The 25313-nt window shown below is 57.9% G+C and carries 21 protein-coding genes; 9 read left to right on the top strand and 12 right to left on the bottom strand.

Going from position 1 to position 25313, the window contains the following annotated elements; genetic code table 11:
• Positions 1-276 precede the first annotated feature (276 nt).
• From ABLV04_RS06980 to hutI, 6 genes are all read right to left on the bottom strand, one after another.
• The gene (locus ABLV04_RS06980; protein ID WP_023288910.1) at positions 277-1659 is read right to left on the bottom strand and encodes an amino acid permease; all 1383 of its coding nucleotides are present in this window, start codon (positions 1657-1659) and stop codon (positions 277-279) included.
• A 98-nt stretch (positions 1660-1757) separates the two neighbouring features.
• Positions 1758-3293, bottom strand: coding sequence for a histidine ammonia-lyase (gene hutH, locus ABLV04_RS06975; RefSeq protein WP_023288909.1), 1536 nt, complete (start codon positions 3291-3293; stop codon positions 1758-1760).
• A complete protein-coding gene (gene hutU, locus ABLV04_RS06970; RefSeq protein WP_023288908.1) occupies positions 3290-4978 on the bottom strand; it encodes a urocanate hydratase in 1689 nt (562 codons plus the stop codon). The genes hutH and hutU overlap by 4 nt, the downstream gene beginning before the upstream one ends.
• Positions 4979-5120: 142 nt before the next feature.
• The gene (locus tag ABLV04_RS06965) at positions 5121-5846 is read right to left on the bottom strand and encodes a histidine utilization repressor (protein ID WP_087826904.1); all 726 of its coding nucleotides are present in this window, start codon (positions 5844-5846) and stop codon (positions 5121-5123) included.
• A 57-nt stretch (positions 5847-5903) separates the two neighbouring features.
• Positions 5904-6860, bottom strand: coding sequence for a formimidoylglutamase (hutG, locus tag ABLV04_RS06960; protein ID WP_048334463.1), 957 nt, complete (start codon positions 6858-6860; stop codon positions 5904-5906).
• Complete coding sequence (gene hutI / locus ABLV04_RS06955; protein WP_074423100.1) at positions 6857-8116, bottom strand: imidazolonepropionase; 1260 nt, start codon at positions 8114-8116, stop codon at positions 6857-6859. The genes hutG and hutI overlap by 4 nt, the downstream gene beginning before the upstream one ends.
• Positions 8117-8330: 214 nt before the next feature.
• Here hutI and ABLV04_RS06950 point away from each other — a divergent pair, with 214 nt between their 5' ends.
• Positions 8331-9614, top strand: coding sequence for a putative acyl-CoA thioester hydrolase (locus ABLV04_RS06950; RefSeq protein ID WP_048334461.1), 1284 nt, complete (start codon positions 8331-8333; stop codon positions 9612-9614).
• Between the two features lie 77 nt (positions 9615-9691).
• Here ABLV04_RS06950 and ABLV04_RS06945 read toward each other — a convergent pair whose 3' ends face one another.
• Both ABLV04_RS06945 and ABLV04_RS06940 read right to left on the bottom strand, forming a co-directional pair.
• On the bottom strand, positions 9692-12379 hold the full coding sequence (locus ABLV04_RS06945; RefSeq protein WP_180266177.1) for a cation-transporting P-type ATPase: 2688 nt from the start codon (positions 12377-12379) through the stop codon (positions 9692-9694).
• A 51-nt stretch (positions 12380-12430) separates the two neighbouring features.
• Positions 12431-12862, bottom strand: coding sequence for a universal stress protein (locus ABLV04_RS06940; protein ID WP_023288902.1), 432 nt, complete (start codon positions 12860-12862; stop codon positions 12431-12433).
• A 534-nt stretch (positions 12863-13396) separates the two neighbouring features.
• On the opposite strand from ABLV04_RS06940, the gene ABLV04_RS06935 reads away from it, so the two are divergent.
• From ABLV04_RS06935 to ABLV04_RS06925, 3 genes are read left to right on the top strand one after another with little or no spacing between them, the layout of a single operon-like run.
• Positions 13397-14482: an efflux RND transporter periplasmic adaptor subunit gene (locus ABLV04_RS06935; RefSeq protein ID WP_180266176.1), complete on the top strand. Its 1086-nt coding sequence runs from the start codon at positions 13397-13399 to the stop codon at positions 14480-14482.
• Positions 14483-17548 carry an efflux RND transporter permease subunit gene (locus tag ABLV04_RS06930; RefSeq protein ID WP_348815527.1) on the top strand — a complete coding sequence of 1022 codons (3066 nt, stop codon included), beginning with the start codon at positions 14483-14485 and terminating at the stop codon, positions 17546-17548.
• Between the two features lie 38 nt (positions 17549-17586).
• Positions 17587-18510, top strand: coding sequence for an acyltransferase family protein (locus ABLV04_RS06925; protein ID WP_072199205.1), 924 nt, complete (start codon positions 17587-17589; stop codon positions 18508-18510).
• A 16-nt stretch (positions 18511-18526) separates the two neighbouring features.
• Here ABLV04_RS06925 and ABLV04_RS06920 read toward each other — a convergent pair whose 3' ends face one another.
• On the bottom strand, positions 18527-19033 hold the full coding sequence (locus ABLV04_RS06920) for a hypothetical protein (RefSeq protein ID WP_348815526.1): 507 nt from the start codon (positions 19031-19033) through the stop codon (positions 18527-18529).
• A 732-nt stretch (positions 19034-19765) separates the two neighbouring features.
• Between ABLV04_RS06920 and ABLV04_RS06915 the strand changes: the two genes are divergently transcribed.
• Together ABLV04_RS06915 and ABLV04_RS06910 are read left to right on the top strand one after the other, a co-directional pair.
• Positions 19766-19978 carry a biofilm development regulator YmgB/AriR family protein gene (locus tag ABLV04_RS06915; RefSeq protein WP_023288897.1) on the top strand — a complete coding sequence of 71 codons (213 nt, stop codon included), beginning with the start codon at positions 19766-19768 and terminating at the stop codon, positions 19976-19978.
• Between the two features lie 82 nt (positions 19979-20060).
• Positions 20061-20615, top strand: coding sequence for a helix-turn-helix transcriptional regulator (locus tag ABLV04_RS06910; protein WP_017899620.1), 555 nt, complete (start codon positions 20061-20063; stop codon positions 20613-20615).
• Positions 20616-20656: 41 nt separating this feature from the next.
• Here the strand turns inward: ABLV04_RS06910 and ABLV04_RS06905 are convergent, their stop codons facing one another.
• Together ABLV04_RS06905 and ABLV04_RS06900 are read right to left on the bottom strand one after the other, a co-directional pair.
• Positions 20657-21391 (bottom strand): MerR family transcriptional regulator, encoded by a 735-nt coding sequence (locus ABLV04_RS06905; RefSeq protein WP_023288896.1) that lies wholly within the window; start codon positions 21389-21391, stop codon positions 20657-20659.
• 154 nt (positions 21392-21545) lie between these two features.
• Positions 21546-22757 (bottom strand): diguanylate phosphodiesterase, encoded by a 1212-nt coding sequence (locus ABLV04_RS06900; protein ID WP_023288895.1) that lies wholly within the window; start codon positions 22755-22757, stop codon positions 21546-21548.
• A gap of 327 nt (positions 22758-23084) precedes the next feature.
• Here ABLV04_RS06900 and ycgZ point away from each other — a divergent pair, with 327 nt between their 5' ends.
• From ycgZ to ABLV04_RS06885, 3 genes are all read left to right on the top strand, one after another.
• Entirely contained in the window at positions 23085-23330 is a 246-nt protein-coding gene (gene ycgZ, locus ABLV04_RS06895; RefSeq protein ID WP_023288894.1) for a regulatory protein YcgZ, read from the top strand.
• A gap of 124 nt (positions 23331-23454) precedes the next feature.
• Positions 23455-23760: a hypothetical protein gene (locus ABLV04_RS06890; protein ID WP_023288893.1), complete on the top strand. Its 306-nt coding sequence runs from the start codon at positions 23455-23457 to the stop codon at positions 23758-23760.
• A 51-nt stretch (positions 23761-23811) separates the two neighbouring features.
• Positions 23812-24078, top strand: coding sequence for a biofilm development regulator YmgB/AriR family protein (locus ABLV04_RS06885; RefSeq protein WP_004886050.1), 267 nt, complete (start codon positions 23812-23814; stop codon positions 24076-24078).
• A 108-nt stretch (positions 24079-24186) separates the two neighbouring features.
• On the opposite strand, the gene pgl is transcribed toward ABLV04_RS06885, so the two are convergent.
• Positions 24187-25182, bottom strand: a complete 996-nt coding sequence (gene pgl / locus ABLV04_RS06880) for a 6-phosphogluconolactonase (RefSeq protein WP_348815525.1) — start codon at positions 25180-25182, stop codon at positions 24187-24189.
• Positions 25183-25313 lie beyond the last annotated feature (131 nt).

The following is a 25313-nucleotide window of genomic DNA, read 5'->3' as shown; positions in this document are numbered from 1 at the left end:
CTCGTAGGCCCGGTAAGCGCAGCGCCACCGGGCGATGACAGCAGGCACAGAGCCGTTTTTATGCCGGGTGGCGGCTGCGCCTTACCCGGCCTACGGGGTCCTCTCACTGGCTCATACCTCGTAGGCCCGGTAAGCGCCTCGCCACCGGGCGATGACAGCAGGCACAGAGCCGATTTTGTGCCGGGTGGCGGCTACGCCTGACCCGGCCTACAGGGTCCTCTCACAGGCCAACACCTCGTCGCCCCGGCAAGCGCCGCGCCGCCGGGGAGATCTGATTTACTGCTCAGTGACAACCTGCAGCGCGGTTTTACGCACCCGCGCGTACCACACCACCGTCAGCAGCCCGAGCCAGACCAGGCCGGCGATCAGCGCCATCCGCGTCTCGGCAAACATCCCCAGCACAGCGATGACCAGCCCCATAAACAGCAGCGTTAACAGCGGCGCCACCGGCCAGAACGGAACGGGGAAGGCAATCTGGCTGCGCTCTTCGGCAGACAAACTACGGCGCATGGCGAAATGGGACAGCAGGATCATCAGCCATACCCACACCGTGGCGAATGCCGCCAGCGAAGCAATCAGCACAAATACCTGCTCGGGGATCAGATAGTTCAGCACCACCGCCGCCAGCAGCGCGCCGCCCATGACCACCACCGTCATCCAGGGTACGCCGTTGCTGGCGATGCGCTGGAAGCTTTTCGGCGCCAGCCCCTCCTTCGACATGCCGTACATCATGCGTCCGGCGCCGAAGATATCGCTGTTAATCGCCGAGATGCTGGCGCTGATCACGATGATGTTAAGGATTGTCGCCGCCGCCGGGATCCCCAGACCGTCGAAAATCAGCACAAACGGACTCCCCTGCTCGCCAAAGCTGTTCCACGGGAAAATCGCCATCAGCACCGCCAGGGTGCAGACGTAGAACAGGATAATGCGCAGCGGAATGGTATTGATGGCCTGCGGGATGACCTTCTTCGGATCCTTCGCTTCCGCGGCGGTGACGCCGATAATCTCCACCCCGCCGAAGGCGAACATCACGATGCCAAGCGAAGCGATAACGCCCTGCCAGCCGTTAGGGGCAAAGCCGCCGTGGCTCCAGAGATTTTCCAGCCCGGTGGCCGGGAAGCTATGGCCGAAGCCAAAGAAGATGATCCCCGCCCCCGCCAGCATCATGGCGATAATCGCCACCACCTTCACCAGCGACAGCCAGAACTCCATCTCGCCGAACACCCGCACGTTGCACAGGTTCATGGCGCCGATAAAGAAGATGATGCTGAGGATCCAGATCCAGCGCGGGACATCGGGATACCACAATCCCATATAGATGCCGAAGGCGGTCACGTCGGCCAGGGCGACGATTACCATTTCAAAAGTGTAGGTCCAGCCGGTAATAAACCCGGCCAGCGGGCCGAGATACTGGCGGGCATAGCTGCCGAAGGAGCCGGAAACCGGGTTGCGCACCGCCATCTCGCCCAGCGCGCGCATGACGATAAACACCGCCGCGCCGCCAATCAAATAGGCCAGCAGCACCGCCGGGCCCGCCGCCTTGATGGCGGAAGCCGAGCCATAGAACAGCCCGGTGCCGATCGCGGAGCCGAGCGCAATAAATCGAATGTGTCGGGCATTGAGCCCGCGCAGCAGATGTGGCTTGTGTTGTTGTTGCATATACAGGTGTCCTGGTTTTTTTATTTGACGACAAATATGCGATGTAGGGCGGTCGGGGGAATGATTTCCCCCGACGCGGGTACAGAGAACAACGGTGATTAGTGCAGGCCTGGCAGTACGGCAGGCAGCAGACGCGTCAGGTGACGGGCCGCCAGAAGCGCAATGGCATTATCGATATCCGGGGCGAAGTAGCGATCCTGCGTATAGTGAGGGACGCGTTCGCGCAGCAGATGGCGCGCCTCTTCCAGCAGCGGGCTGGTGGTCAGCCCTTCGCGCATATCCAGCCCCTGCGCCGCCGCCAGCCACTCGACGGCCAGTACGCCGCGGGTATTCTCGGCCATCGCCCACAGGCGGCGACCGGCCGCCGGCGCCATCGAGACGTGATCTTCCTGGTTGGCGGAGGTCGGCAGGCTGTCGACGCTGTGCGGGTGCGACAGCGCTTTGTTTTCACTGGCCAGCGCCGCCGCCGTGACCTGGGCAATCATAAACCCGGAGTTCACCCCGCCGTTTTTGACGAGGAACGGCGGCAGCTGCGACATATGGCTGTCCATCATCAACGCGATGCGACGCTCGGAGAGCGAGCCGATTTCGGCAATCGCCAGCGCGATATTATCCGCCGCCATCGCCACCGGCTCGGCGTGGAAGTTACCGCCGGAGATCACGTCATTCTCGGCGGCGAAGACCAGCGGGTTATCGGACACCGCGTTGGCTTCGGCCAGCAGCACCTCAGCCGCCTGGCGGATCTGGGTCAGGCAGGCGCCCATCACCTGCGGCTGACAGCGCAGGGAATACGGGTCCTGCACCTTGCTGCAGTTATGGTGCGACAGCGAGATCGCGCTGTCGTCGGTCAGCAGATGGCGATACAGCGCCGCCGCGTCAATCTGCCCGCGCTGGCCGCGCACTTCATGGATGCGCGCATCAAACGGACGACGGGAGCCCAGCGCCGCTTCGGTGGTTAACGCCCCGCAGACGACCGCGGAGGCGAACAAATCTTCGGCTTCGAACAGACCGCGCAGGGCAAAAGCGGTCGACGCCTGGGTGCCGTTGAGCAGCGCCAGCCCCTCTTTCGCCGCCAGGGTAATCGGCTCCAGCCCCGCCTGACGCAGCGCTTCGGTGGCCGGCAGCCAGTCGCCGCCGCGTACCCGCGCTTTACCTTCGCCAAGCAGGGTCAGCGACATATGGGCCAGCGGCGCGAGGTCGCCGGAGGCGCCGACGGAGCCTTTCGCCGGGATCCACGGCGTCACGCCGGCATTCACCAGGCCAATCAGCGCCTGGATCACGCTCAGACGGATCCCGGAGAATCCGCGGGACAGACTGTTAATCTTCAGCACCATAATCAGGCGCGCCAGGTCATCGTCCAGCGGCTCGCCTACGCCCGCCGCATGGGACAGCACCAGCGAACGCTGCAGGTTCTCCAGATCTTCCGTCGAGATACGGGTCTGCGCCAGCAGGCCAAAACCGGTGTTGATGCCGTAGGCGGTCCGCCCTTCGGCAAGGATAGCGTTGACGCAGGCCACGCTCTCGTCAATGGCGGCAAACGCGCCGCTGTCGAGGGTAATATTCACCGGGTGGCTGTAGATGTCGCGGAGCTGCGACAGGCTGAGTTGACCCGGGATCAGAGTTAAAGATTTCATTTCGCGTTCCCCTGCGTTGCCGCCACCATCGGAAGATTCAGACCCTGTTCTGCCGCGCATTCAATGGCAATCTCGTACCCCGCGTCGGCATGACGCATCACGCCGGTGGCCGGGTCGTTGTGCAGGACGCGGGCGATACGCGCTGCCGCTTCATCGGTGCCATCGCAGACGATAACCATCCCGGAGTGTTGCGAGAAGCCCATGCCTACCCCGCCGCCGTGGTGCAGCGACACCCAGGTCGCGCCGCTGGCGGTGTTGAGCAGCGCATTCAGCAGCGGCCAGTCAGAGACCGCGTCAGAGCCGTCGCGCATCGCTTCGGTTTCGCGGTTCGGGCTGGCGACGGAGCCGGAGTCAAGATGATCGCGGCCAATCACGATCGGCGCGGAGACTTCGCCACTGCGCACCATTTCGTTAAACGCCAGGCCCAGCTTCTGCCGCCATTCCAGACCGACCCAGCAGATACGCGCCGGCAGTCCCTGGAAGCTGATGCGCTCGCGCGCCATATCCAGCCAATGGTGCAGATGCTTATCATCCTTGATGATCTCTTTCACTTTCGCGTCAGTCTTGTAGATATCCTGCGGATCGCCGGAGAGCGCCACCCAGCGGAACGGACCGATACCGCGGCAGAACAGCGGGCGGATATAGGCCGGCACGAAGCCCGGGAAATCGAAGGCGTTGCTGACGCCCACTTCCTGAGCCATCTGGCGAATGTTGTTACCGTAGTCGAAAGTCGGCACCCCCATCTCATGGAAGGCCAGCATCGCCTGCACGTGGTCGGCCATCGAGCGTTTCGCCGCCAGAATGGTGCCCTGCGGATCGGATTCAGCTTTCTGCTGATACGCTTCCCAGCTCCAGCCTTTCGGCAGATAGCCGTGCAGCGGGTCGTGGGCGCTGGTCTGGTCGGTGACCATATCCGGGCGCACGCCGCGTTTCACCAGCTCCGGCACGATCTCCGCGGCGTTGCCGCACAGCGCGATGGAGATAGCCCGGCCTTCGGCGGTGTATTTCTTGATACGCGCCAGGGCGTCATCCAGAGAAGTGGCCTGTTCGTCCACGTAGCGGGTGCGCAGACGGAAATCGATGCGGCTCTGCTGGCATTCAATATTCAGCGAGCAGGCGCCGGCCAGCGTCGCGGCCAGCGGCTGCGCGCCGCCCATGCCGCCCAGCCCGGCGGTTAGCACCCAGCGGCCTTTCAGGCTGCCCTGATAGTGCTGGCGACCGGCTTCGACGAAGGTTTCGTAAGTGCCCTGGACGATGCCCTGGCTGCCAATGTAGATCCAGCTGCCGGCGGTCATCTGGCCGTACATCGCCAGCCCTTTGGCATCCAGCTCGTTAAAGTGTTCCCAGGTCGCCCAGTGCGGAACCAGGTTGGAGTTAGCGATCAGCACGCGCGGCGAGTGTTCATGGGTTTTGAAAACGCCCACTGGCTTGCCGGACTGGACCAGCAGGGTCTCGTCGCTTTCCAGGTTCTTCAGCGCCTTCACGATAGCGTCATAGCATTCCCAGTTGCGCGCTGCGCGACCAATACCGCCATAGACCACCAGTTCGTGCGGGTTTTCGGCGACATCGGGATCGAGGTTATTCATTAACATACGCAGCGGGGCTTCGGTCAACCAGCTCTTCGCGGTCAGCGTCGTGCCTCTTGGCGCACGGACGTCCAGCTGGCGATATTTGCTTTGCGACATCGGGGTTTCTCCTGACAATGAACGTTGTTTACGTAGATACATATACTTGTCTATACAAGCATGCGCAAGCCAGGATTTAACAGAAATGATACAATTTTGTTATATTGCGTCAGCAATCACGTTTTGCTGACGCCAGCGTGGATCAGGAGCCAAAGCGGCCCTGCAGACGATAGCGGCTACCGGGGAACAGCAGGCGCGCGTGGGAGACGATGTGGGTTGTCGACCAGGTGCGGCGGCGAATCAGCAGGCAGGGATCGTGGGCGTGAATATGCAGCAGCGCGCACTCTTCCGCCGTGGCCTGCACCGCTTCAACAATATGTTCACCTTCTGTTAACGGGGCGATCAGCGACAGATAATCATGGGGCGTGGTGGCGGTATAATCCTGCTGGAGATAGTCCGGCACCACCGCGGCATTGACGCAGCGATCTTCGATTTGCACCGGCACCTCGTTTTCGTAATGCACCATCAGCGAGTGAAAGATGCGGGTGCCTTCCGCTACGCTGAGCGCCGCCGCCTGAATATGATCCGCCCGGGTCTCCTCCAGCAGCAGCACCTCGCAGCGGTGCTGATGGTGACGGGCAATAATTTCTTCGGCAATGCTGCGCACCTCAAACAGCGCCGACTGCCCTTTCGGCTCGGCGACAAAGGTCCCCACCCCTTGCAACCTGACCAGCAGGCCTTCATCCGTTAGCTCGCGCAGCGCGCGGTTGATGGTCATCCGGCTGAAGCCGAACTGGGCCACCAGCTCCGCTTCGGAAGGGATACGGTCATGCGGTCGCCAGACGCCGCTGTGAATTTTTTCACCGATAGCCTGCTTCACCTTCTCATAAAAAGGCGCGGGCGCGGAACGGGATTGCTGTGAAAACATAGCCTGGCTTTCCTTTTGCAAAATGGGCGGCGAAACACCCAGAATATACCGGAATGGCTACTGCCACCAATGGACGATTTGCCATGCCAGACGGGCGGCCGCGCGGGCGCCCTGACCGTCAATGTCAAACTGCGGGTTGAACTCCACCAGATCCACCGCCTGCAGCTTACCGCTGCGGCACAGCGGCTCAACGATGCGCAGCAGGGTCGCCAGCGGCACACCCAGCGCCGCCGGGGCCGACACCGCCGGCATTTCCCGCGCCGGGAGCACGTCGAGATCGATGGTCAGATACAGACGATCGTACTGCGCGATGTTGCGCTCAAGCTCCGCCAGCACCCGGGTTTCGAAGGCCTCCAGCACCTGGAGATCCTCCACGATAGCCACCTCGCGTCGCGCCGCTTCCTCCCAGAGCGCCTGGGTGTTGGCCGCCCGACTGACGCCGATGCAGGTATAGTGAAAAGCGCGCTGCTGCGCGTCACACTCCAGCGCCAGCTGGCGGAACGGCGTCCCGGAGCTGGCGCGCTCGGCAACGCGCAGATCCAGATGCGCATCGAGGTTAATAATGCCCACTTTTTCGCCGGGGAAGGCATCCAGTACCCCCGCGCCATGACCGAAGGCGGTCTCGTGGCCGCCGCCCAGAACCAGCGTGCGTTTCCCGGCGCGCTGGCAGGCGGTCACCGCCTCGCGCAGCGCCTGATGCGCGGCTTCCAGCTGTTCGCCATCGACGCTAATCGTGCCCATATCCACGCAGCGGTCGTGGCCCTGATGGCTGGCCATATTGGCCAGCGCCCGGCGTAGGGTCGCCGGGCCGTCAGCCGCTCCGGTACGCCCTTTGTTGCGCCGGACGCCTTCGTCACAGGCGAAGCCAAGCAGCGCGATATCGCCGGGCAGCGCCTGCGGCGCGAAGCGTTCCGCGCGGGGGATGGTCTGAAACAGGCGCAGCGCATTCGGCGCTTCCGCACTATCATCGCGCCCCTGCCAAAGGTTGGCGGGCGTAGCTTGCCACAGCATCATTGCCATTCTCCTTGTACCACGCGTCCCCAGAGCGGACTGCGCCCCGGCTCATACACCATCTCGACCGGATGCTCGGCATCCCAGATGGCAAAGTTCGCTACAAAGCCCGCCGCCAGCTGACCGTGGCTGTTCTGCCGCCCCAGCGCCCGCGCGGCATGGCGCGTCACGCCGGCCCACGCCTCTTCCGGTGTTAAACCAAACTTGACGCAGGCCATATTCATCGCCAGATGCAGGCTGGCGAAGGGGCTGGTGCCGGGGTTGAAATCGGTCGCCACCGCCATCGGCACCTGGTACTTGCGCAGCAGTTCCACCGGCGGTTTGCGGGTTTCATTGAGGAAGTAAAACGCGCCGGGCAGCAGGGCCGCCACGGTGCCGCTTTCGCGCATCGCCGCCACTCCCTCTTCCGTCAGATATTCAATATGGTCGGCGGACAGTCCGTGATAACGGCTCACCAGCTGGGCGCCGCCCAGCGAGGAGAGCTGCTCAACGTGACCTTTAACCGGAATGCCCAACGCCTGCGCCGCCTGAAACACCCGCTCGGTTTGCTGCGGGCTGAAGCCGACGTTTTCGCAGAAGACGTCAACGCTTTCAAACAGTCCCTCCCGCCACAGCGTCGGCAGGATAGTGTCGCAGACCAGCGTAATATAGCCGTCGGCGTCGCCTTGATATTCCGGCGGCGTGGCGTGGGCGGAGAGCAGCGTCGCCGAGAGTTCCACCGCGTTATCGCGCGCCAGCTGGCGGGCGACCCGCAGCATTTTGCGTTCGTTTTGCAGATCGAGACCGTAGCCGGATTTGATCTCCAGGGTGGTCACCCCTTCACGCAGCAGGCGGGCCAGACGCGGCTGCGCCAGCGCCAGTAATTCAGCTTCGCTGCTGTCGCGGGTGGCGCGCACGGTGGCATTAATCCCCCCGCCGCTGGCGCTGATGGTCTGATAGGAGACGCCGTTCAGCCGCTGCTCCCACTCCTGCGCCCGGCTGCCGCCGAAGATCAGGTGGGTATGGCAGTCGATTAATCCCGGCGTGACCAGCCGGCCTTCGAGATCGATCCTGCGCCCGCTGGGGAGGTCATCTTCGGGGACGATTGCCGCAATGCGACCGTCGCGAACCAGTAGCGCGTGGCGCTCCAGCAGACCGTACGGTTGTGAAGCATCAGGGTTCAGGGTAGCGAGACGGGCGTTTCGCCAGATAACGCGTTCGGAGGTGGCTTCAGTCATAGCGTTCAACTTGTCATGGGTTGTATAGACATTTATTTTCATAACGCCGGGAATGTCAACAAAAGCGCGAGTAAATGTTATTTATTTGTGACTGGAGACCGTCCGGCGACGCGGCGTATTGCGTAAAGAAGGTAAGTTTTTCAGCCCACGTCTTCCCGTTTCGTTCAAGTTAGTATAAAACAGCAGGTTTTAAAGGACTTATACCCTGGCGTCTCAGCCGGGGTATTTCACTACGCTTAATTTTGCCCGGAGCAACATGAACACATATTCCGTTTCCCGTCTGGCGCTGGCGCTGGCCTTCGGCGTGACGCTGTCCGCCTGTAGCTCGACGCCTGCCGATCAACAGCCCTCAACGCAGACTGCACCGGGCACCACCGCGCGTCCCATTCTGAACGCCGATGAAGCGAAAAACTTTACCCCGGCGGCCTATTTCCAGTCGCTGACCCCCAATGCCGCGGCCTGGACGCCGTCCGCCATCAGCCTGCCGGCGCAGCCTGACTTTATCGTCGGCCCGGCGGGAACCCAGGGCGTGACGCATACCACCGTCCAGGCGGCGGTGGATGCGGCGATTGCCCGCCACTCTAACCGTCGTCTGTTTATCGCCATCATGCCGGGCGAATACCCGGGCACCGTCTACGTTCCGGCGGCGCCGGGCGCCCTGACCCTGTATGGTACCGGCGATAAACCGATCGACGTGAAGATCAGCGAAGCCATTGATTCCGAAATGGATCGCAACACCTGGCGTCGTCTGGTCAATCCGGGTGGCAAATACATGCCGGGCAAACCAGCGTGGTATATGTTCGACAGCTGCCAGAGCAAATCCACCGCCACCGTCGGCGTGATGTGCTCCGCGGTCTTCTGGTCGCAGAATAACGGCCTGCAGCTGCAGAACCTGACCATCGCCAACAACCTGGGCGACAGCGTCGATGCCGGCACCCACCAGGCCGTTGCCCTGCGCAGCGATGGTGACCAGGTGCAGATCGATAAAGTGAACATTCTTGGTCGCCAGAACACCTTCTTCGTGACCAACAGCGGCGTGCAGAACCGTCTGCAGGACAACCGTCAGACCCGCACCCTGGTGACGAACAGCTATATTGAAGGCGACGTGGATATCGTTTCTGGCCGCGGCGCCGTGGTGTTTGATAACACCGACTTCCGCGTGGTGAACTCGCGTACTCAGAAAGAAGCCTACGTCTTCGCGCCGGCCACCCTGAAGAGCGTGACCTACGGCTTCCTGGCGACCAACAGCCGCTTCACCGCCTCCGGGGATAACGTCGCGCAGCTCGGCCGCGCGCTGGACGTTGACGGCAACAGCAACGGCCAGGTCGTGATCCGCGACAGCGCCATCAATGAAGGCTTTAACATCGCCCAGCCGTGGGCGGCGGCGGTAGGCTCCGGCCGTCCGTTCAGCGGCAACACCGGCAGCGCGGATGACAAAGGCAATCTGCAGCGCAACCTCAACGACAACGGCTTCAACCGTATGTGGGAATATAACAACCGCGGCGTGGGAAGCAGCGTGGTCGCCGAGCCGAAACAATAAACCGCGATACCGGCACAGCACAATAAAAAGAGGGGGCGATGCCCCCTCTTTCCTTTTTCGTTCAATGCTTCACGCCGTCAGGCGGTCCGCCATTTGCGGGTCAGCGGTTTTTCCAGCTCCACAATCAGGAACATGGCAAAGCCGATGATAAAGGTGATCACCCAGTAGCGGAACGGCAGCCCGGTGGTGCCGAACAGCATCTGCATAAACGGCGCATAGATAATCAGCAGCTGCAGCACCAGCAGCACGCCGCTGACGATCCAGATCCCTTTGTTAGCCAGCAGACCTTTGGTCAACGAGAAACCATCCGACACGCGGCAGTTCAGCATATAGAACCACTGGGCGGTGACCAGAGTCTGCAACAGCACGGTACGGATAAACTCCGGCGAATAGCCGCGCGGCTGCAGCCAGGCTTCGAGAATAAAAGCGCTGACCGCAATCATCGACCCCACAAACGCCACGCGCCAGATGGCAAAGCCGTCCATCACGTGCAGTTTCGGGTCGCGCGGCGGCCGCCGCATAATATTTTTCTCACCGGCTTCAAACGCCAGACCAAACGACAGCGTGGCGGAGGTGGCCATGTTCATCCACAGGATCAGCACCGGCGTCAGCGGCAGTACGTTGCCCGCCAGCAGCGCGATCACGATCAGTAACCCCTGCGCAAGGTTGGTCGGCATGACAAAAAGAATGGTTTTTTTCAGGTTGTCATACACCCGGCGCCCCTCGCGGACCGCGCTGGCGATGGTGGCGAAATTGTCATCGGTCAGCACCATATCGGCGGCTTCCTTGGTCACCTCGGTCCCCTTGATCCCCATCGCCACGCCGACGTCAGCCTGCTTCAGCGCCGGGGCATCGTTCACCCCGTCTCCGGTCATGCCGACAATCTCTTTCTTGCTCTGCAGAGCCTGCACCAGACGGAACTTATCTTCCGGGCTGGTGCGGGCGAAGATATCGAACTGCTGCGCGGCCACGCTCAGCTGCGCGTCGTCCATCACCTCCAGCTCGCGCCCGGTAATGGCGTTCCCCGCATTGCCAATCCCCAGCATTTTGCCGATGCTCATCGCCGTTTGCGGGTGGTCGCCGGTGATCATCTTCACGCGGATCCCGGCCTGCAGGCAGTCGGCAATCGCCGTGATCGCTTCCGGACGCGGCGGATCCATCATCCCGGCAACCCCTAATAAAATGACCCCCTGCTGTAGATCCTGATGGGTCAGCTCGGTCTGGCCTGCGGCAGCCGGCTTCCAGGCCGCGGCCACCATTCGCAGCCCCTCCCGGGCGTACTCTTCAATTTTGCTTTCCCAGTACGGGAGATCCAGCGGCTGCAACCCGCTGTCGCTCTGCTGATACTGGCACAGGCGGAACAGAACATCCGGCGCGCCGGTGACCAGCACCACCTCCTCTTCGCCCAGCCGGTAAAGCGTCGACATGTATTTATATTGCGAATCAAAAGGAATTTTACTGCGCAGCTCGCTGGGCTGCGGCGGCAGGGTTATCTTCGCCGCCAGCACCTTCAATGCCCCCTCGGTGGGGCCGCCGGTGATTTTCCACAGCCCGCTTTCCTCTTTGATAAGCTGGCTGTCGTTACACAGATCGATGGTGCGCAGATAGCGCTCAAGAAGCGATCCTGGCGCCACCGCAACCGGCGACGGGTCGTCGATAGCATGGATTTTACCGACCGGCTCATAGCTGTCCCCTTCCACCCGATAGACGCTGTCCGCGGTGATCACCGCCTTCACCGTCATTTCGTTCATGGTCAGGGTCCCGGTTTTATCCGAACAGATAACGGTCATCGCGCCGAGGGTTTCTACCGTCGGCAGCTTGCGGATAATCGCTTTCTGGCGGGCCATCGCCTGCACGCCGAGCGACAGAATAATCGAGATAATCGCCGGCAACCCTTCCGGGACCGAGGCCACCGCGAGGCTAATCAACGACAGCATCAGTTCGGAGACCGGCATATCACGGAACAGCAGGCTAAAGACGAACAGCGCCGCCATCATCACCAGAATCAGGATGAAGATGGCTTTGCCCAGCTTGTCCATCTGCACCAGCAGCGGCGTGCGGTGCTTCTCAATGCCCGCCATCATTTGGTTGATGTGGCCCAGCTCGGTATCGCCGCCGGTGGCCACCACGATCCCTTTCCCCGCCCCTGAGCTGACGGTGGTCCCGGAAAACAACAGGTTGCTGCGATCGCCGAGCGGTAAATCGCCGCTTAGCGGCTCGGTGGTTTTTTCCACCACCGTCGACTCGCCGGTGAGGATCGCCTCTTCCACCCGCAGGTTGTGCGCCTCAATCACCCGTAAATCGGCGGGGATACGGTCGCCGGCGCGGATCACCACGATATCGCCGGGTACCAGCGAGGTGGTGGGGATGGTTTCATGGTTGCCCTGTCGGATCACCACCGCCTCGCTGGACAGCATATTGCGGATACTCTGCAGCGATTTTTCCGCATTACTCTCCTGAATGAAGCCGATCAGCGCATTGACCACCGCCACCGCGAGGATCACTGACATGTCGATCCAGTGGCCCATTACCGCCTTCAGCAGCGCCGCCGCCAGCAGGACGTAGATCAGCACATCGTTAAAATGCACAATAAAACGCAGCCAGGCGGGTTTACCCGGCTTCTGCGGCAGGGCGTTTTCGCCATACTGCTGCAGGCGCGTGGCCGCCTCTGTTCCGCTAATCCCGTCCGGCGAACTCTGTACGCTGACGAGCGTCTCCTCGACGGAGCGCTGATAATAGGGCGCCCCCGGTTTATCTGTATTCATACTCTCTCCCTCGATTTCTGAAGCGGAAGTCAGGACGACATCCCGCCGTCATCAGCGCACAACGAAAACCGGTACATGGGCATAGCGCACGATATTGGCCGCTTCCGAGCCCAGCAGGTGGGTCTGAATCCCCGGGTTGCGCGAACCGACAATCACCACGTCCGCTTGTAGCTCATCGGCCAGAGCAATCACTTGATCGCGAACATTGCCACTGCGCACATAAAGATGGCTGGCGTCTTCCGCAAGGCCATTTTTTTTGACCAGCTCAGTCAGTTTTTCCTTAGCGGTATTAATCAAATGGTCTTCCATCTTTCGCGCATCAGAGATAAATCCGCGCGTTAACACCGGAGAGAATGCCGGAATGACATGGACAAGATGAATTTGCCCGGAAGAATGCTGGGCGAGGAATTTCGCATGAGAAAGGGCTTTGTCGGCCAGGCCTGCATCAAACACGTCAACGGGAACAACGATATTTTTATACATGAGATAATCCTTTTATTACCAATACAATGCGTAGTGATGAATAACCCCATACTTGGGGAGGAACGAAATCTCAACAACAGAAGCGGCGAGCGGAATAGATGTTATTAAACGTAGCACAGGAAAATTAACATTATAAAATGACGGATTAATAGACTGAAAAATATTATAAAAACCACATATTCCCTGCAGATCTCCTGCGTTTTCCCCAACAGTGCCGCTGCCGCTCGCGGTATGCTCTTTTTTAACACTTCACCTTTTCTCCGACTATGCTGATTACAAGCAGGAGTGCCGCTCCGAATGTCCGGTGGTCACCGTGGGGGCCGAATTAAATGACATTCGCGGTTCGGGTGGGAGTAAAGGGAGAAAATCATGTTTGGTTATAGCCTGTTACGTCTGGGATTATTTGTCGCGCTGGCCATTGTCGCCTGCACGCTGGTGGGACTATTCACCTATCTGGTTGTCGCCGCCCTCGCCGAATAAGCGTGCGCCGCGTAATAAAAATGTAAAATAAATCCTGAATCTGAGGGGAATACTGTGAACCGTTATTTTTCTCTCATCCCGGTTGTTATTTTATTTACAACCGCTTGCGATCAGAAATCGCCGTCCGTCGAGTCCGCCCCGCGCATGGTCAAGGTGGCGCAGGTGACCGCCGTGGGCAATACCCAGCAGCGAACGTTTCCGGCACGTATCGAGTCTGGCGACTCCACCGAGCTGTCGTTTAAGCGGGGGGGCCAGGTGGAATCGCTGGATATTCGCCAGGGGGCGACCATCGCCCAGGGGCAAACGCTGGCGCGCCTGAATGCCCGCGAGGCCCAACAGCGGGTCAATGAGCGACAAACGGCGGCCACCCTCGCCCAGCGTCAGTTTGATCGCTTCCAGACCCTGGCGGGACGTCAGGCGATTTCCCAGGCGGAGATGGACGTGCAGCGCGCCAATCGCGATGCCGCCAACGCGGCCTTAAAAATCGCCCGTGAAGAGCTGGCGCAAATGAGCCTCACCGCGCCCTTCGGCGGGATTGCCGCCGGCGTGCATATCCGCAACCATCAGGTGGTCGTCGCCGGCCAGCCGGTGATCACCCTGACGCGTACCGACCTGCTGGATGTGGTCTTCAGCATTCCCGAAAATCTGTTCACCTCCCTGGATATCCGCAATACCGCCTACCGCCCCGTCGTCAGGATCAATACCCTGCCGGGCCGCGAATTTACGGCGGAATACAAAGAGCATACCGGCAGCAGTGACAACAGCACCCTTACCTGGCAGATCATTTTAACCATGCCGCGGCCGGATGATTTTCCCACCGTCGGCGGGGTCAGCGGCACCGTGACGGTCAATCTCGGCAATTTACCGGCCAGCGCCGGAAGGGAAACGCTCATGGTGCCGGTAGAGGCGGTGTTTAACCCGGATAACCGGCCGAAGAATGAACCGGTCGTCTGGGTGGTAAAAGGCGACAACGCGCATCGGTTTCTTGAGGAGCGCAAGGTCACGGTCGGCGAGGTGACCTCGCAGGGAGTGGCCATCACCGACGGTCTCCGCGCGGGTGAAGAGGTGGTCGCGGCGGGCGTGAGCGAGCTGCATGCCGGGCAGCCGGTGCGGATCTGGACGCGTGAACGAGGATTATAAATGGACATTTCCCGTCAGTTTATTAATAACCCGACCCGCGTCTGGTTAGCCATTCTGCTGCTGGGGGTGGGTGGTCTGTTCGCCCTGCTCAATATCGGCCGTCTGGAAGATCCTGCCTTCACCATCAAAACGGCGGTGATCGTGACCCACTACCCGGGCGCGTCCGCTCAACAGGTGGAGGAGGAGGTGACCCTGCCGCTGGAAAACGCGATTCAGCAGCTTCCCTCACTGGATAACGTCAGCTCCATCTCCTCAAATGGCTTATCGCAAATTACGGTGAATATCGCTTCGCAGTACCATTCCAGCGAGCTGCCGCAAATCTGGGATGAGCTACGTCGCCGCGTCGGTGACGCCAGCCGACTTTTCCCCCCTGGCGTAGTGACCCCCTTCGTCAACGATGACTTTGGCGATGTGTTTGGCTTTTTCTTCGCTATCTCGGGCGACAGTTTTACCAACCCCGAGCTGGTGCGCTATGCCGAACAGCTGCGTCGGGAGCTGGTGCTGGTTCCTGGGGTCGGTAAAGTCGCTATCGGCGGCGTCATTCCGCAACAGATCAATGTTGATATCTCGCTGGCGAAAATGGCGGCGCGCGGGATCACGCTCAACCAGCTCGCCGCTATCCTGACCCGGCTCAACGTGGTGTCCAGCGCCGGAGAGATCCGCGTTGGCAGCGAATCGATCCGCCTACACCCCACCGGGGAGTTTCAGAGCATCGATGAACTGGGGGATCTGCTGGTCAGCCCTCACGGCGCCAGCGCCACCACTCGACTGCGGGATATTGCCACGCTGTCGCGCGGGCTGACTGACTCGCCGTCCAGTATTTATCATGCCAACGGCCGCCAGGCGGTGACCATGGGGGTCTCTTTTATTCCTGGCGTCAACGTCATTGACGTCGGGCACGCCCTTGAAGCCCGCCTCCAGCAGATGGCCGCCGACAAACCGGCGGGTATCGATATCGCCATTTTTTACGATCAGGCGTCTGAGGTCGCCCACTCGGTCAATGGCTTTATTACCAACTTCCTGATGGCCCTGGCGATCGTGGTCGGCGTGCTGCTGGTGTTCATGGGAGTACGCAGCGGGATCATTATCGCCCTGTCGCTGGCGCTCAACGTCCTCGGCACCCTGCTTATCATGTTTGTCTGGGGGATCGAGTTACAGCGGATCTCCCTCGGGGCGCTGATCATCGCCCTGAGTATGCTGGTGGATAATGCCATTGTCATTGTCGAAGGGGTGCTTATCGCCCGCCAGCAAGGATCGCCGCTGCTGGGCGCCATTAACTATGTGATCCGCCGCTCCGCCCTGCCGCTGCTCGGCGCCACGGTCATCGCCATCCTCGCCTTCGCGCCGATTGGCCTCTCGCAGGACTCCACCGGAGAGTATTGCAAATCCCTGTTCCAGGTGCTGCTGATCTCCCTGATGCTCAGCTGGTTCTCCGCCCTGACCATCACTCCGGTGCTCATTAAGTGGTGGTTGTTTAAACACGCCCCGCCGGCCGCCGCGCCGGAGGAGAAAGCCGATCCCTACCGCGGCCGCTTTTACCGTGGCTATCAGCAGACGCTGCGAATACTGCTGCAGCAAAAGACCCTGACCCTGGTGCTGATGGGCGCCCTGCTGGCCGCGGCGATCTGGGGCTTCACCTTCGTGCGGCAGAATTTCTTTCCGTCATCGAATACGCCCATTTTCTTTGTCGACCTGTGGCTGCCCTACGGTACCGATATTAACGCCACCGAGCAGATGACCCGCGATATTGAGCGGTCGATCGCCGGCCAGCCGGGGGTGGTCACCACCGTCGCCACCATTGGCCAGGGCAGTATGCGTTTTATTCTTACCTACAGCGGTCAGCGGCAGTACAGCAACTACGCGCAGATTATGGTGCGGATGGACGACCAGCGCGGCATCGCCCCCGTCACCCGCCACGTCGAAACCTGGATCGCCAGAAACTACCCGCAGGTGAACGCCAGCACCAAACGCATTATGTTCGGCCCCTCCGGGGATAGCGCGATTGAAGTGCGCATTAAGGGCCCTGACCCGGATACGCTGCGCGCGCTGGCCAGTCAGGTGAGCGATATTCTCGCTGAGGATCCGGCGACCGACAGCGTGCGTAACGACTGGCAGAACCGCAGCAAGGTGATCCGCCCGCAGTACTCCCTAGCGCTGGGGCGCGAGCTGGGGGTGGATAAACAGGACATTGATAACGCGCTGGAGATGAATTTCTCCGGCAGTCGCGCCGGGTTATATCGCGAGGGCGCCGATCTGCTGCCGGTGATCGTCCGGCCGCCGGCAGCGGAGCGACAGGATGCCAACCATCTGCATAACGTGCTGGTCTGGAGCCAGAGCCGCCAGCAGTATATCCCGTTGAGTAACGTCATCCATGGCTTCTCCCTGGAGTGGGAAGATCCCTTGATTCTCCGCCGGGATCGCACCCGGGTGCTGACGGTCCAGACCGATCCCAGCCCGCAAAGCGGCCAAACCTCGGGTGATATTCTCGCCCGGGTGAAACCGCGCATTGACGCATTGATGCTGCCGCATGGCTATCGCATCGAATGGGGCGGCGATGCCGAGAACTCCAGTGAAGCACAGCAAGGGCTGTTCACGACCCTGCCGCTTGGCTATCTGGTGATGTTTATCATTACGGTGCTGATGTTCAGTTCGCTGAAAAACGCTGTCGCCATCTGGCTGACCGTCCCGCTGGCGCTGATCGGCGTCACGCCCGGCTTTTTGCTGACCGGCATCCCCTTCGGCTTTATGGCCTTAATCGGCCTTCTCAGCCTCAGCGGCATGCTGATCCGCAACGGCATTGTGCTGGTGGAAGAGATAGAGCAACAAAAACAGGAGAAAGATCAACGACAAGCGATCATTGATGCGGCAACATCTCGTCTGCGGCCGATCCTGCTGACCGCCTTCACCACCGTGCTTGGCCTTGCCCCGCTGCTGCGCGATGTTTTTTTCCAGAGTATGGCAGTGGTGATTATGTTCGGTCTGGCCTTCGCCACCGTGCTGACGTTGCTGGTTCTGCCGGTGATTTACGCCTGCTTTCACCATAAGGATATGACGCCTCAACGATGAACAGTACCGGTCTGAGCATTATTAAGACACTCGGCTGTATGACAGCGGTGACTTTTTTCACCATCTATAACACCTGGGATCGCTTTGATTATGACTATCACTGGATCCTCGGGCTGCTGACCTTTGTCTCGACCATCGCCACGCCGCTGTTTTTTGTGGTTGCCGGCTATCTTGATGCGCAAACGCGACACGACGCCAACTGGCAAATTGGTAAAATTAAAAGCGTGGTGATCGTCTTTCTGTTTTGGGTGACGGTCTATTATGTCTGGGAGCCTTACCAGCGCGGCTATCTGATCCAGCCCTGGTTTATTTTCGCCCTGATTGTCATCTATACCTTCCATCCCCTGATTGCCTGGCTCAGCCAGCGGCGCGGTCTGTTTTTCTCCGTGGTCCTGACGCTACTGTGCTGCTCTTATGGTTACGACCTGCTCTCGGTGCTCTACCCGGAAAGACATCTTTTCAGCCTGGCGCCGCAGTATCGTCTGTGGACGTGGCTACTTTTTTATTTAACCGGGCAGTTATTTAACGATCCGCGGGTCACGGAGTGGATACGCGACCCGCGGGTGATTAAAGCCGCCATTATCGCCCTGCCCTTTGTCTATTTATTTACCTGGTTTTATGAACGCCACTTTTTCTTCGCGCTGTTTAAAGCCGATCGCAATGCGTTCATTCTCACGGGGTCGCAGATTTATATTCTGATCGTCCTGCTGGTGATCGCCGCTAACGCCGTGCAGTTTAAAAAGAACCGCGAACTGAAGGAGGCCGTGCTGGCGACGGTTAGCAAAGCGATGACCGGGGTCTATATTTTGCACTACTCCGTTTTTCACCTGCTGGTGATGCTGATCCCTATTCACTCGTTAGCCACCAAGCTGGGAGTGATTGCCCTAACGTTTGTCCTGTCGGTGCTCATTTCCCTCGCCGCGCTCTCCAGTACGCTGCTCAGGAAGGTGATAACCCTGTAACAAACGACGCGGCAACTTAGCGGAAGCTCCACTGGATGCTGATCACAAACACGCTGGGAATAATAATGCCGCTCTCAAGGGCGAAATAGTCGGTAAAGTTGTACTGGATAGCATGGTAGATATAGGGTGAAAAGCCGATCCCGGTGGCGTCCTTAAAATCTTTATAGGAGCCATGATCGCCGCAATGCTCGAAGGCGTCGAAGAAGAATTCGCCGGTATAGCCGTAAACGCCTTTGAAGGTCCACCCGCTGCCGTTGTGGTACCAGTCTCTTCTCACCCCCAGCGCCAGACAGCGATCGTCGAAACTGTTATTCATGGTGCCAATCAGCAGGCTGTATTTCGAGTCGTCAGAGAATTTCCGCTCCACCGAGAAAAAGTGGTTCTCGAAATTCTCAGTATATTGACCGTGATTATTGGTCAGATGGTAAACATAGGAACCGGTATTCACCGAATAGAGGTTAATCTCTTTCGCCTGCGCGAGAGTCGCTAACCCGGCCAGGAGCATCACGCATTTACCGCGCATTTCCCCTCCTCACACCTCTACGCCTGTCCATAGACAGACTGCCTTTGCCGTATTTACCGGTCGTGACAGGGGTAAAAGACCCGACAGGGAAATGGGGGAAAGATAACGATGCCGAACCATCGCATCGCTAGTAAAAAGCGTAGCACACGCCTTATCCGCCAACAAACCGACCGAAGCGTTAACGAAATGGCCGATGTGTTGCTCTTTACCTGATTGTGCAAAAAACAGACAAAACCTCACCTGATATCCGCTATGATCAGCGTCCGACGCGGAAGAAAGCCACCTGTCGACGACAGAGTTGCTGTGTACCCCTTCCTGCGTCGGCGCGATTTCATCCAACACGCCAGCCAGCACAATACCTTCCCATTGAGCTCACGCCTGTCGTCAGCCTCTTCCCGCTAGTTTTACAGGTGGATCCTGCACAAACCGGCTTTTATGTACAAGTTATGCAAGCAATTAAACCATTTAAAATCAATAACTAAAAATACAAACTAAAAATCAGCCGTTCTGTTGTACATATAGTTCTGAAAAAAGTTGTACATAATGGGATCACCGTCTATAGTTTGGAGTGTTAACTGCTTGTTGCGCAACGAAGCGGGGATGTTTAACGGTGGCGCGGCAAGTCAGGCGGTGGTTCCTGGTTTTGCATTTCCTGTTCGTGACTTGGCGCGTACCAATGGTACGTAGCGACTTTTATTGTCAGTTTGCGTTATACGTGGGAGAGTTCGAGCTATGCATATTAAAAATACCATTCCAGCAGAGTTTGTCTTCAATTCGGCCCTGATGAAGAATATTGAAAATACGCTCATTAAGCAGCACAGAACGATAAATAATGAGCGGATGATTACGGAAATTCAGCATCGCCTGCAAACGGAAAGTAATGAAATACTCTCCGACCTCTATTTGCAGGCGCTGGATATGCTGTACAGCAAACCTCATCATTAATTAAACTCGCGGAGCTGGCAGCAGACTTAAGCCTGCGGTGCCGGCACGCCTGGGTCTCTATCGGCTAACTGAGGCAAATAAAATGTCACACCATAATACCTGCTATCGTACTGAACATTACGATCTGTGGTTTGATAATCGTTTTCTTCTCTATGGGATGTCGCTGATCCTGAATAGTCTGCCGGCATCTTACTTTCGCAAAAAACATGTTTTCTTTACCAGCGACAATTATTTCGCGGTACTGCAGCATAACTATAATCGTCGGGATACGTTATTTATTTTGTTAACCGAAGGCAACGATCTTAATTTTCTTAGTGAACTGCCTATGCTGCGCTTACCGGCCAATTCAACGCCGGAAGAGTTAAAGATATTTCTGCACCAGCCAACCCGCTACTATAAAACCCACCCGGCGCCGGGCGCCTCGGTGCAGTTTACCGAGCGGGAAAAGAAAGTTATTCAACTTATCAGCAATGGCGAAGCGGTCGCCAGCATTGGCCGGTCGCTGAATCTGCATATTAAAACCATTTATCAGATCCGGCTGAATCTGATTAAAAAGCTCGGCTGTAGCGGTAGGACCGATTTTTTTAATATCAGCCGCAGCGAAACCTTTAAATCCTGGAGCCAGATCCACCTGTAACCCGGCGCGTTAGCCCCGGTCTGCTTTGCGGATCGGGGCGATTAATTATTACCGTGAAAATGGATGCTGAAGCCCTGCTCCTGCCAGTGGCTGAGCAGCTCTTCCTGGAGAGGGGTGGCGGCGCGTCCGGTCCAGACGAAGATATGCTGCCCGGGGAACAGCTCGGGCCGCGGCGACTCCAGCGGTTCGGCGAGGACGTTGACGTGCCAGCCGCGCTGGGAAAGACGCCATGCCTCCAGCCACAGACGCGTCCTGTCCTCATTGCTCCAGCCCACCAGCAGCGTCTCCCTGCCGTTCTTTTTACGCGCTTCGGCGAGAAACAGCGCCACGCAGTCAATCAGCAGACCATCCAGCAAACTACTAATCACCAGAGAGGTATTCTGATCGAGCTTCAAACGCTGACGTACCGGCACTAACAGGCTGTCGATGAGCGTGTCGACGGGGTGTTGATGGCTTAGCGCCAGTAATTTGGCACGGATTCTGGCGGGCTGCATATAACGCAGAATGGACATCATCTCTTCCTGAAGATGCGCGGATTCGTCGCGCGCCGCCGGCAGGTTACCCTCCAGCAGCGCTTTGACTTTCCCGACGGATACGCCGCGCTCGATCCAGCGCTTGATCTCTTCAATGCGCAGGATATCTTCTTCATCAAATTGCCGATGCCCGCCTTCGCTACGCTGCGGTTTCAGTAGACCGTAACGACGCTGCCAGGCGCGCAGTGTGACCGGATTGATTCCGCAACGTTCGGCGACTTCACCGATACTGTAAAACGCCATAGCAGCCTCACATCAACCTGATACTTTAATACCTAAACTAACGAATTCAGGCATCCTGTACAACTCTATTTTCTTGTACAGATAAAGATAACAGGTTGTGGCTCACAGCGCTTGGGAAAAAGATGAAAAAATAGTTAGCTGATTTCGCGGTGGATTATTTTTTTTCCGGCCAGGCGACGGCGGGTAAGCCCCCCAGGCGCGCGCTGGCGAACAAATTCCCCTGAAACTGCGAAATACCGGCTGATTCCAGCCACATCCACTCTTCAGCACGCTCAACGCCGACGGCAGAGACCGCAATCTCCAGCGAAAAACAGCATTTGATAATCGCCTGTACAATTGACTGGCGCGGTCCATCCTGGTGGATATTGCGGATCAGCTCATGGTCGATTTTAATTCTGTCGGGCTGGTATTGCGCCAGCAGCGACAGCCCGGCAAACCCGGCGCCGAAGTGATCGATGGCAAGATTGATGCCCGCCCCTTTTAGCTTTCGCACCGCATCGGTAAAATCATCCATCCGCGAAATCACTTCCCGTTCGGTAAACTCGACAATAATCTGTTCAGGAATAAGATCATTACGCTGAATTTGATCGAGCAGGAAACCCACCGCGTTCGGCGCTTTAACCAGCGTCATCGGCAGTAAATTAATACTTAACGCCTTATTGCGTAAGCCTAATTTCCCGGCCAGCGACAGCGCGACGCGTTTACTGTGCAGATCGGCGAGATAAATATCGTCCCCGGAAAGCCCGGCAAAATAGGCGCCAGGCGACTGGCCGTCCGGTGTGCGTAACAGTGCTTCCCACGAAATAATTTCGCAGGCGAAAGGGTCGACGATCGGCTGGAAGGCAAAGGACCAGCTTTCCTTATTGTCAATTATCGGCGTATCAGGATAGAAAGTATTCTGATCGGGGATAAATACCCAGCTGTCAGCGGAAGGAATCTCAAAATAGTTCGCTTTTTCCGTTGATTCGACAAAGGTGCGGAAAAATTGCAGTGCCCGGTCGTCATAGGTGAGCTGATATTTTGTGGTCCCGCGGTCCATCACCGTCTGCAGCACTTCCTCGCGATCATGTTCCCGTAAATCAAACAGTTCCATACCGACCTTACCGAAACGGCGGGACGGCGCATAATCGCACAGAAGCTCTACCAGGTTATAATGGCGGGGATCGCGGCAAATATGCTGATAAATATCCTGAACCTTTTCTTCAGGCCCCTCAATGAGTTGAAAAAAATGCGTCCCGTTAAAAAGTAAAATACCGGTGACGTCCGCCTGCCCATTTCTTTCGTTTGCCCTGGCAACCATGGCCTCGATCGATTTGAATGAGACATTGTCGCAAATATGGCTGCGATAAATGATGGTGGTTAGCATAGTGATTCCAGATGGGAGGGTAAGCATTCACAGTAGCAGTTATCAGGCTAATCGTCTTGTAAAACTACGTTTTGTCTTAACAAAAAAGATACACTAAAAATCCCTTTTTTGTGCAAGGCTTTTTCATTTTTCTTTTCTTGTACAACGTGCACCGTTAAATCCTACCTTTACAAGCCAGAATCGCACAAAACACATAAAAATAAATTATTAAAAATCAATGATTTAACCATACCTGAATCATTATTGTTCAACTTTATGTGTACAGGTTAACAATTATTGTATAAGTTTAATGACAGTTAACAGATGAGTGAAATGTAAGGAGCAGATATGCAGCAGAATGGTTACATTCCAGATACAGCGAACGCAATTGCCCAGTATTTCAACAAAGCATCGTTACCTTCCCAGCAGGAAACGCTGGGTCAGATTGTGATGGATATTCTCAACGAAGGGCGTCATCTCAACCGCAAGGCGCTGTGCACTAAACTGTTGAGCCGCCTCGACCGGGCCCGTGCCCCCGAGGAAGAGAGTCACTATCAGACCTTAATTGGTCTGCTGTTTGCCGATCAGGAATAACGTCATCGATCGTCGCCTGTTGCACCGCAGTAGCAGATGAGGGGCGATCGCTTCCATAAACCTGCTGCTGACCTGAATGCCCGTTCGCAGATTCAGGGAGAGAGTGGCATGCAGTGAGACGGTTATGAATAGCAGTGAAACTGAGGAAATCACCGATGAGATCATCGGCGAGGCGGTACTCGCGCTTCTGAAAACGAATCGCCCTATTACCACCCCGACCCTGCTGGTTCGACTTCGGTTGATGCAGGCGACAGAGTCAGACCGACAGCGAAGAAAGGTCATCGCTGCCGTGATTGAAGAAATTTGCGCGAAGCTTGCCCGTCAGCGGAAGCAAGCGCCTTTGCAGGTAAAGAAAATCAATGGCCGTTGGGAAACCCGAGGATCGCCGGCGCAAAGCGCCATGGCGCCGGAAGGTAAAAAGATCCACTGAGTATCCTAACCGTGGTGAATAACACAGAGTGAGAATGTGATGAGACAGACTATGCATCAGCAACCCGATATTTACGCAGGACTGCAGGACACCGCGCTCTCCGACTATTTCCGTAACGCCGGTGATAAGCTGGTTGATGAGTCCGCCGTGATGTCGCTGGCCATCAACAGTATTCTCCAGTCCGAGGGTCACCTGAACAATAAGGCCATTATTTTATGGCTGATTCAGGCGCTGGAAAGCACCGATGACGTGGTGACCGCTGACGTGATCCGTAAAACGCTGGAGATCGTCGTCGGCTACACCATGGACGATATCTAAGGCCGTCACGCTTCAGGCCCGCCAGGGCAACCCCTTTCCGACAGAGCCTGTCCGCTCTGTTAAAAAAAACCTCGCTGACGCGAGGTTTTTTCTTTTACGCCTGACGGATCAGTGGGCGTTGACTACCACCCACATCGGCCCCTGCCCGACCGCATAGCGACCTTTCTCCTGCAGCAGCCCCTGCTCGCCGGTAATTTCGTATACCGCGATATGGTGCGACTTCTGCCCGGCGGCAATCAGATACTTACCGCTGTGATCGAGATTAAAGCCGCGCGGCTGGGTTTCGGTCGGCTGATAGCCCTCCACCGCCAGCACGCTGCCATCTTCCGACACGCTGAACACCGTGATGATGCTGGCGGTACGATCGCAGGCGTACAGGTGACGCCCGTCCAGAGTGATATGAATATCCGCCGCCCAGCGCACGCCGGTGAAATCAGACGGCATCATATCCAGAGTTTGTACACATTCGATATTGCCATTCGGGTCTTTCAGCTCCCAGACGTCAATTGAGCTGTTCAGCTCATTGACGCAGTAACCATACTGCTGGTTCGGATGGAACACCATGTGGCGCGGACCCGCCCCTTCGACGGTGGTGACTTCCGCTGGCTCCTGGGCGGAGAGGAAACCATCCTCGCTGAGGGTAAACAGGCAGATGCGATCCTGCTTCAGCGCCGGCACCCACAGGGTACGATTGTCCGGGGAGATATTGGCCGAGTGGCAGCCTTCCAGCCCGTCCACCACGGTGATGGTTTCGCCCGGCAGACCATCCTGCAGCGGGGTCACGCTGACGCAGCCCTGATTGTAGGAGGCGCTGAAGACAAAGCGGCCATGATGATCGGTTGAGATGTGGGTCGGGCTGCCCGGCAGCGCCGCTTCCCCTGCGAAGGTCAACGCCCCGTTATCCGGCGTGATGCGATAAGCTAACACGCGAAACTCCGGACGAACGCCAACGTACAGATACTCCTTATTGGGGCTGACCACCATTGGCTGGACCTGTCCCGGGGCATCAACCACCTGCACCAGCGTCAGTTTGCCGTCCGCTTCAAGACTCCAGACGTGGATTTGTTGGCTTTCCGGGCTGGCGGTATAAACGGTTTGTTTCATGACTACTCCTTCCCTCACTGCACGTGGATTTTTCATTTTCAGGATAACGGTACCCTGAAAATTATAAGACATCCGCCCATGATACTCGCATCGCCCGCCGAATTATCGACGGACGGCGGCACAAAGGGCAT

This window comes from Klebsiella sp. JN_Kp127 (assembly GCF_040062505.1).
Lineage (GTDB): Bacteria > Pseudomonadota > Gammaproteobacteria > Enterobacterales > Enterobacteriaceae > Klebsiella > Klebsiella quasipneumoniae.
This window is presented reverse-complemented; position numbering and strand designations above follow the sequence as displayed.

Coding starts and splice junctions, on each gene's coding strand:
- ABLV04_RS06925 (WP_072199205.1), top strand. CDS start 17,587: ATGACAGCGGTGACTTTTTTCACCATCTATAACACCTGGGATCGCTTT.
- ABLV04_RS06945 (WP_180266177.1), bottom strand. CDS start 12,379: ATGAATACAGATAAACCGGGGGCGCCCTATTATCAGCGCTCCGTCGAG.
- ABLV04_RS06940 (WP_023288902.1), bottom strand. CDS start 12,862: ATGTATAAAAATATCGTTGTTCCCGTTGACGTGTTTGATGCAGGCCTG.
- ycgZ (WP_023288894.1), top strand. CDS start 23,085: ATGCAGCAGAATGGTTACATTCCAGATACAGCGAACGCAATTGCCCAG.
- ABLV04_RS06890 (WP_023288893.1), top strand. CDS start 23,455: ATGAATAGCAGTGAAACTGAGGAAATCACCGATGAGATCATCGGCGAG.
- hutH (WP_023288909.1), bottom strand. CDS start 3,293: ATGAAATCTTTAACTCTGATCCCGGGTCAACTCAGCCTGTCGCAGCTC.
- hutU (WP_023288908.1), bottom strand. CDS start 4,978: ATGTCGCAAAGCAAATATCGCCAGCTGGACGTCCGTGCGCCAAGAGGC.
- ABLV04_RS06905 (WP_023288896.1), bottom strand. CDS start 21,391: ATGGCGTTTTACAGTATCGGTGAAGTCGCCGAACGTTGCGGAATCAAT.
- ABLV04_RS06980 (WP_023288910.1), bottom strand. CDS start 1,659: ATGCAACAACAACACAAGCCACATCTGCTGCGCGGGCTCAATGCCCGA.
- ABLV04_RS06965 (WP_087826904.1), bottom strand. CDS start 5,846: ATGTTTTCACAGCAATCCCGTTCCGCGCCCGCGCCTTTTTATGAGAAG.
- ABLV04_RS06915 (WP_023288897.1), top strand. CDS start 19,766: ATGCATATTAAAAATACCATTCCAGCAGAGTTTGTCTTCAATTCGGCC.
- hutG (WP_048334463.1), bottom strand. CDS start 6,860: ATGATGCTGTGGCAAGCTACGCCCGCCAACCTTTGGCAGGGGCGCGAT.
- ABLV04_RS06910 (WP_017899620.1), top strand. CDS start 20,061: ATGTCACACCATAATACCTGCTATCGTACTGAACATTACGATCTGTGG.
- ABLV04_RS06885 (WP_004886050.1), top strand. CDS start 23,812: ATGCATCAGCAACCCGATATTTACGCAGGACTGCAGGACACCGCGCTC.
- hutI (WP_074423100.1), bottom strand. CDS start 8,116: ATGAAAATAAATGTCTATACAACCCATGACAAGTTGAACGCTATGACT.
- ABLV04_RS06930 (WP_348815527.1), top strand. CDS start 14,483: ATGGACATTTCCCGTCAGTTTATTAATAACCCGACCCGCGTCTGGTTA.
- ABLV04_RS06920 (WP_348815526.1), bottom strand. CDS start 19,033: ATGCGCGGTAAATGCGTGATGCTCCTGGCCGGGTTAGCGACTCTCGCG.
- ABLV04_RS06900 (WP_023288895.1), bottom strand. CDS start 22,757: ATGCTAACCACCATCATTTATCGCAGCCATATTTGCGACAATGTCTCA.
- ABLV04_RS06950 (WP_048334461.1), top strand. CDS start 8,331: ATGAACACATATTCCGTTTCCCGTCTGGCGCTGGCGCTGGCCTTCGGC.
- pgl (WP_348815525.1), bottom strand. CDS start 25,182: ATGAAACAAACCGTTTATACCGCCAGCCCGGAAAGCCAACAAATCCAC.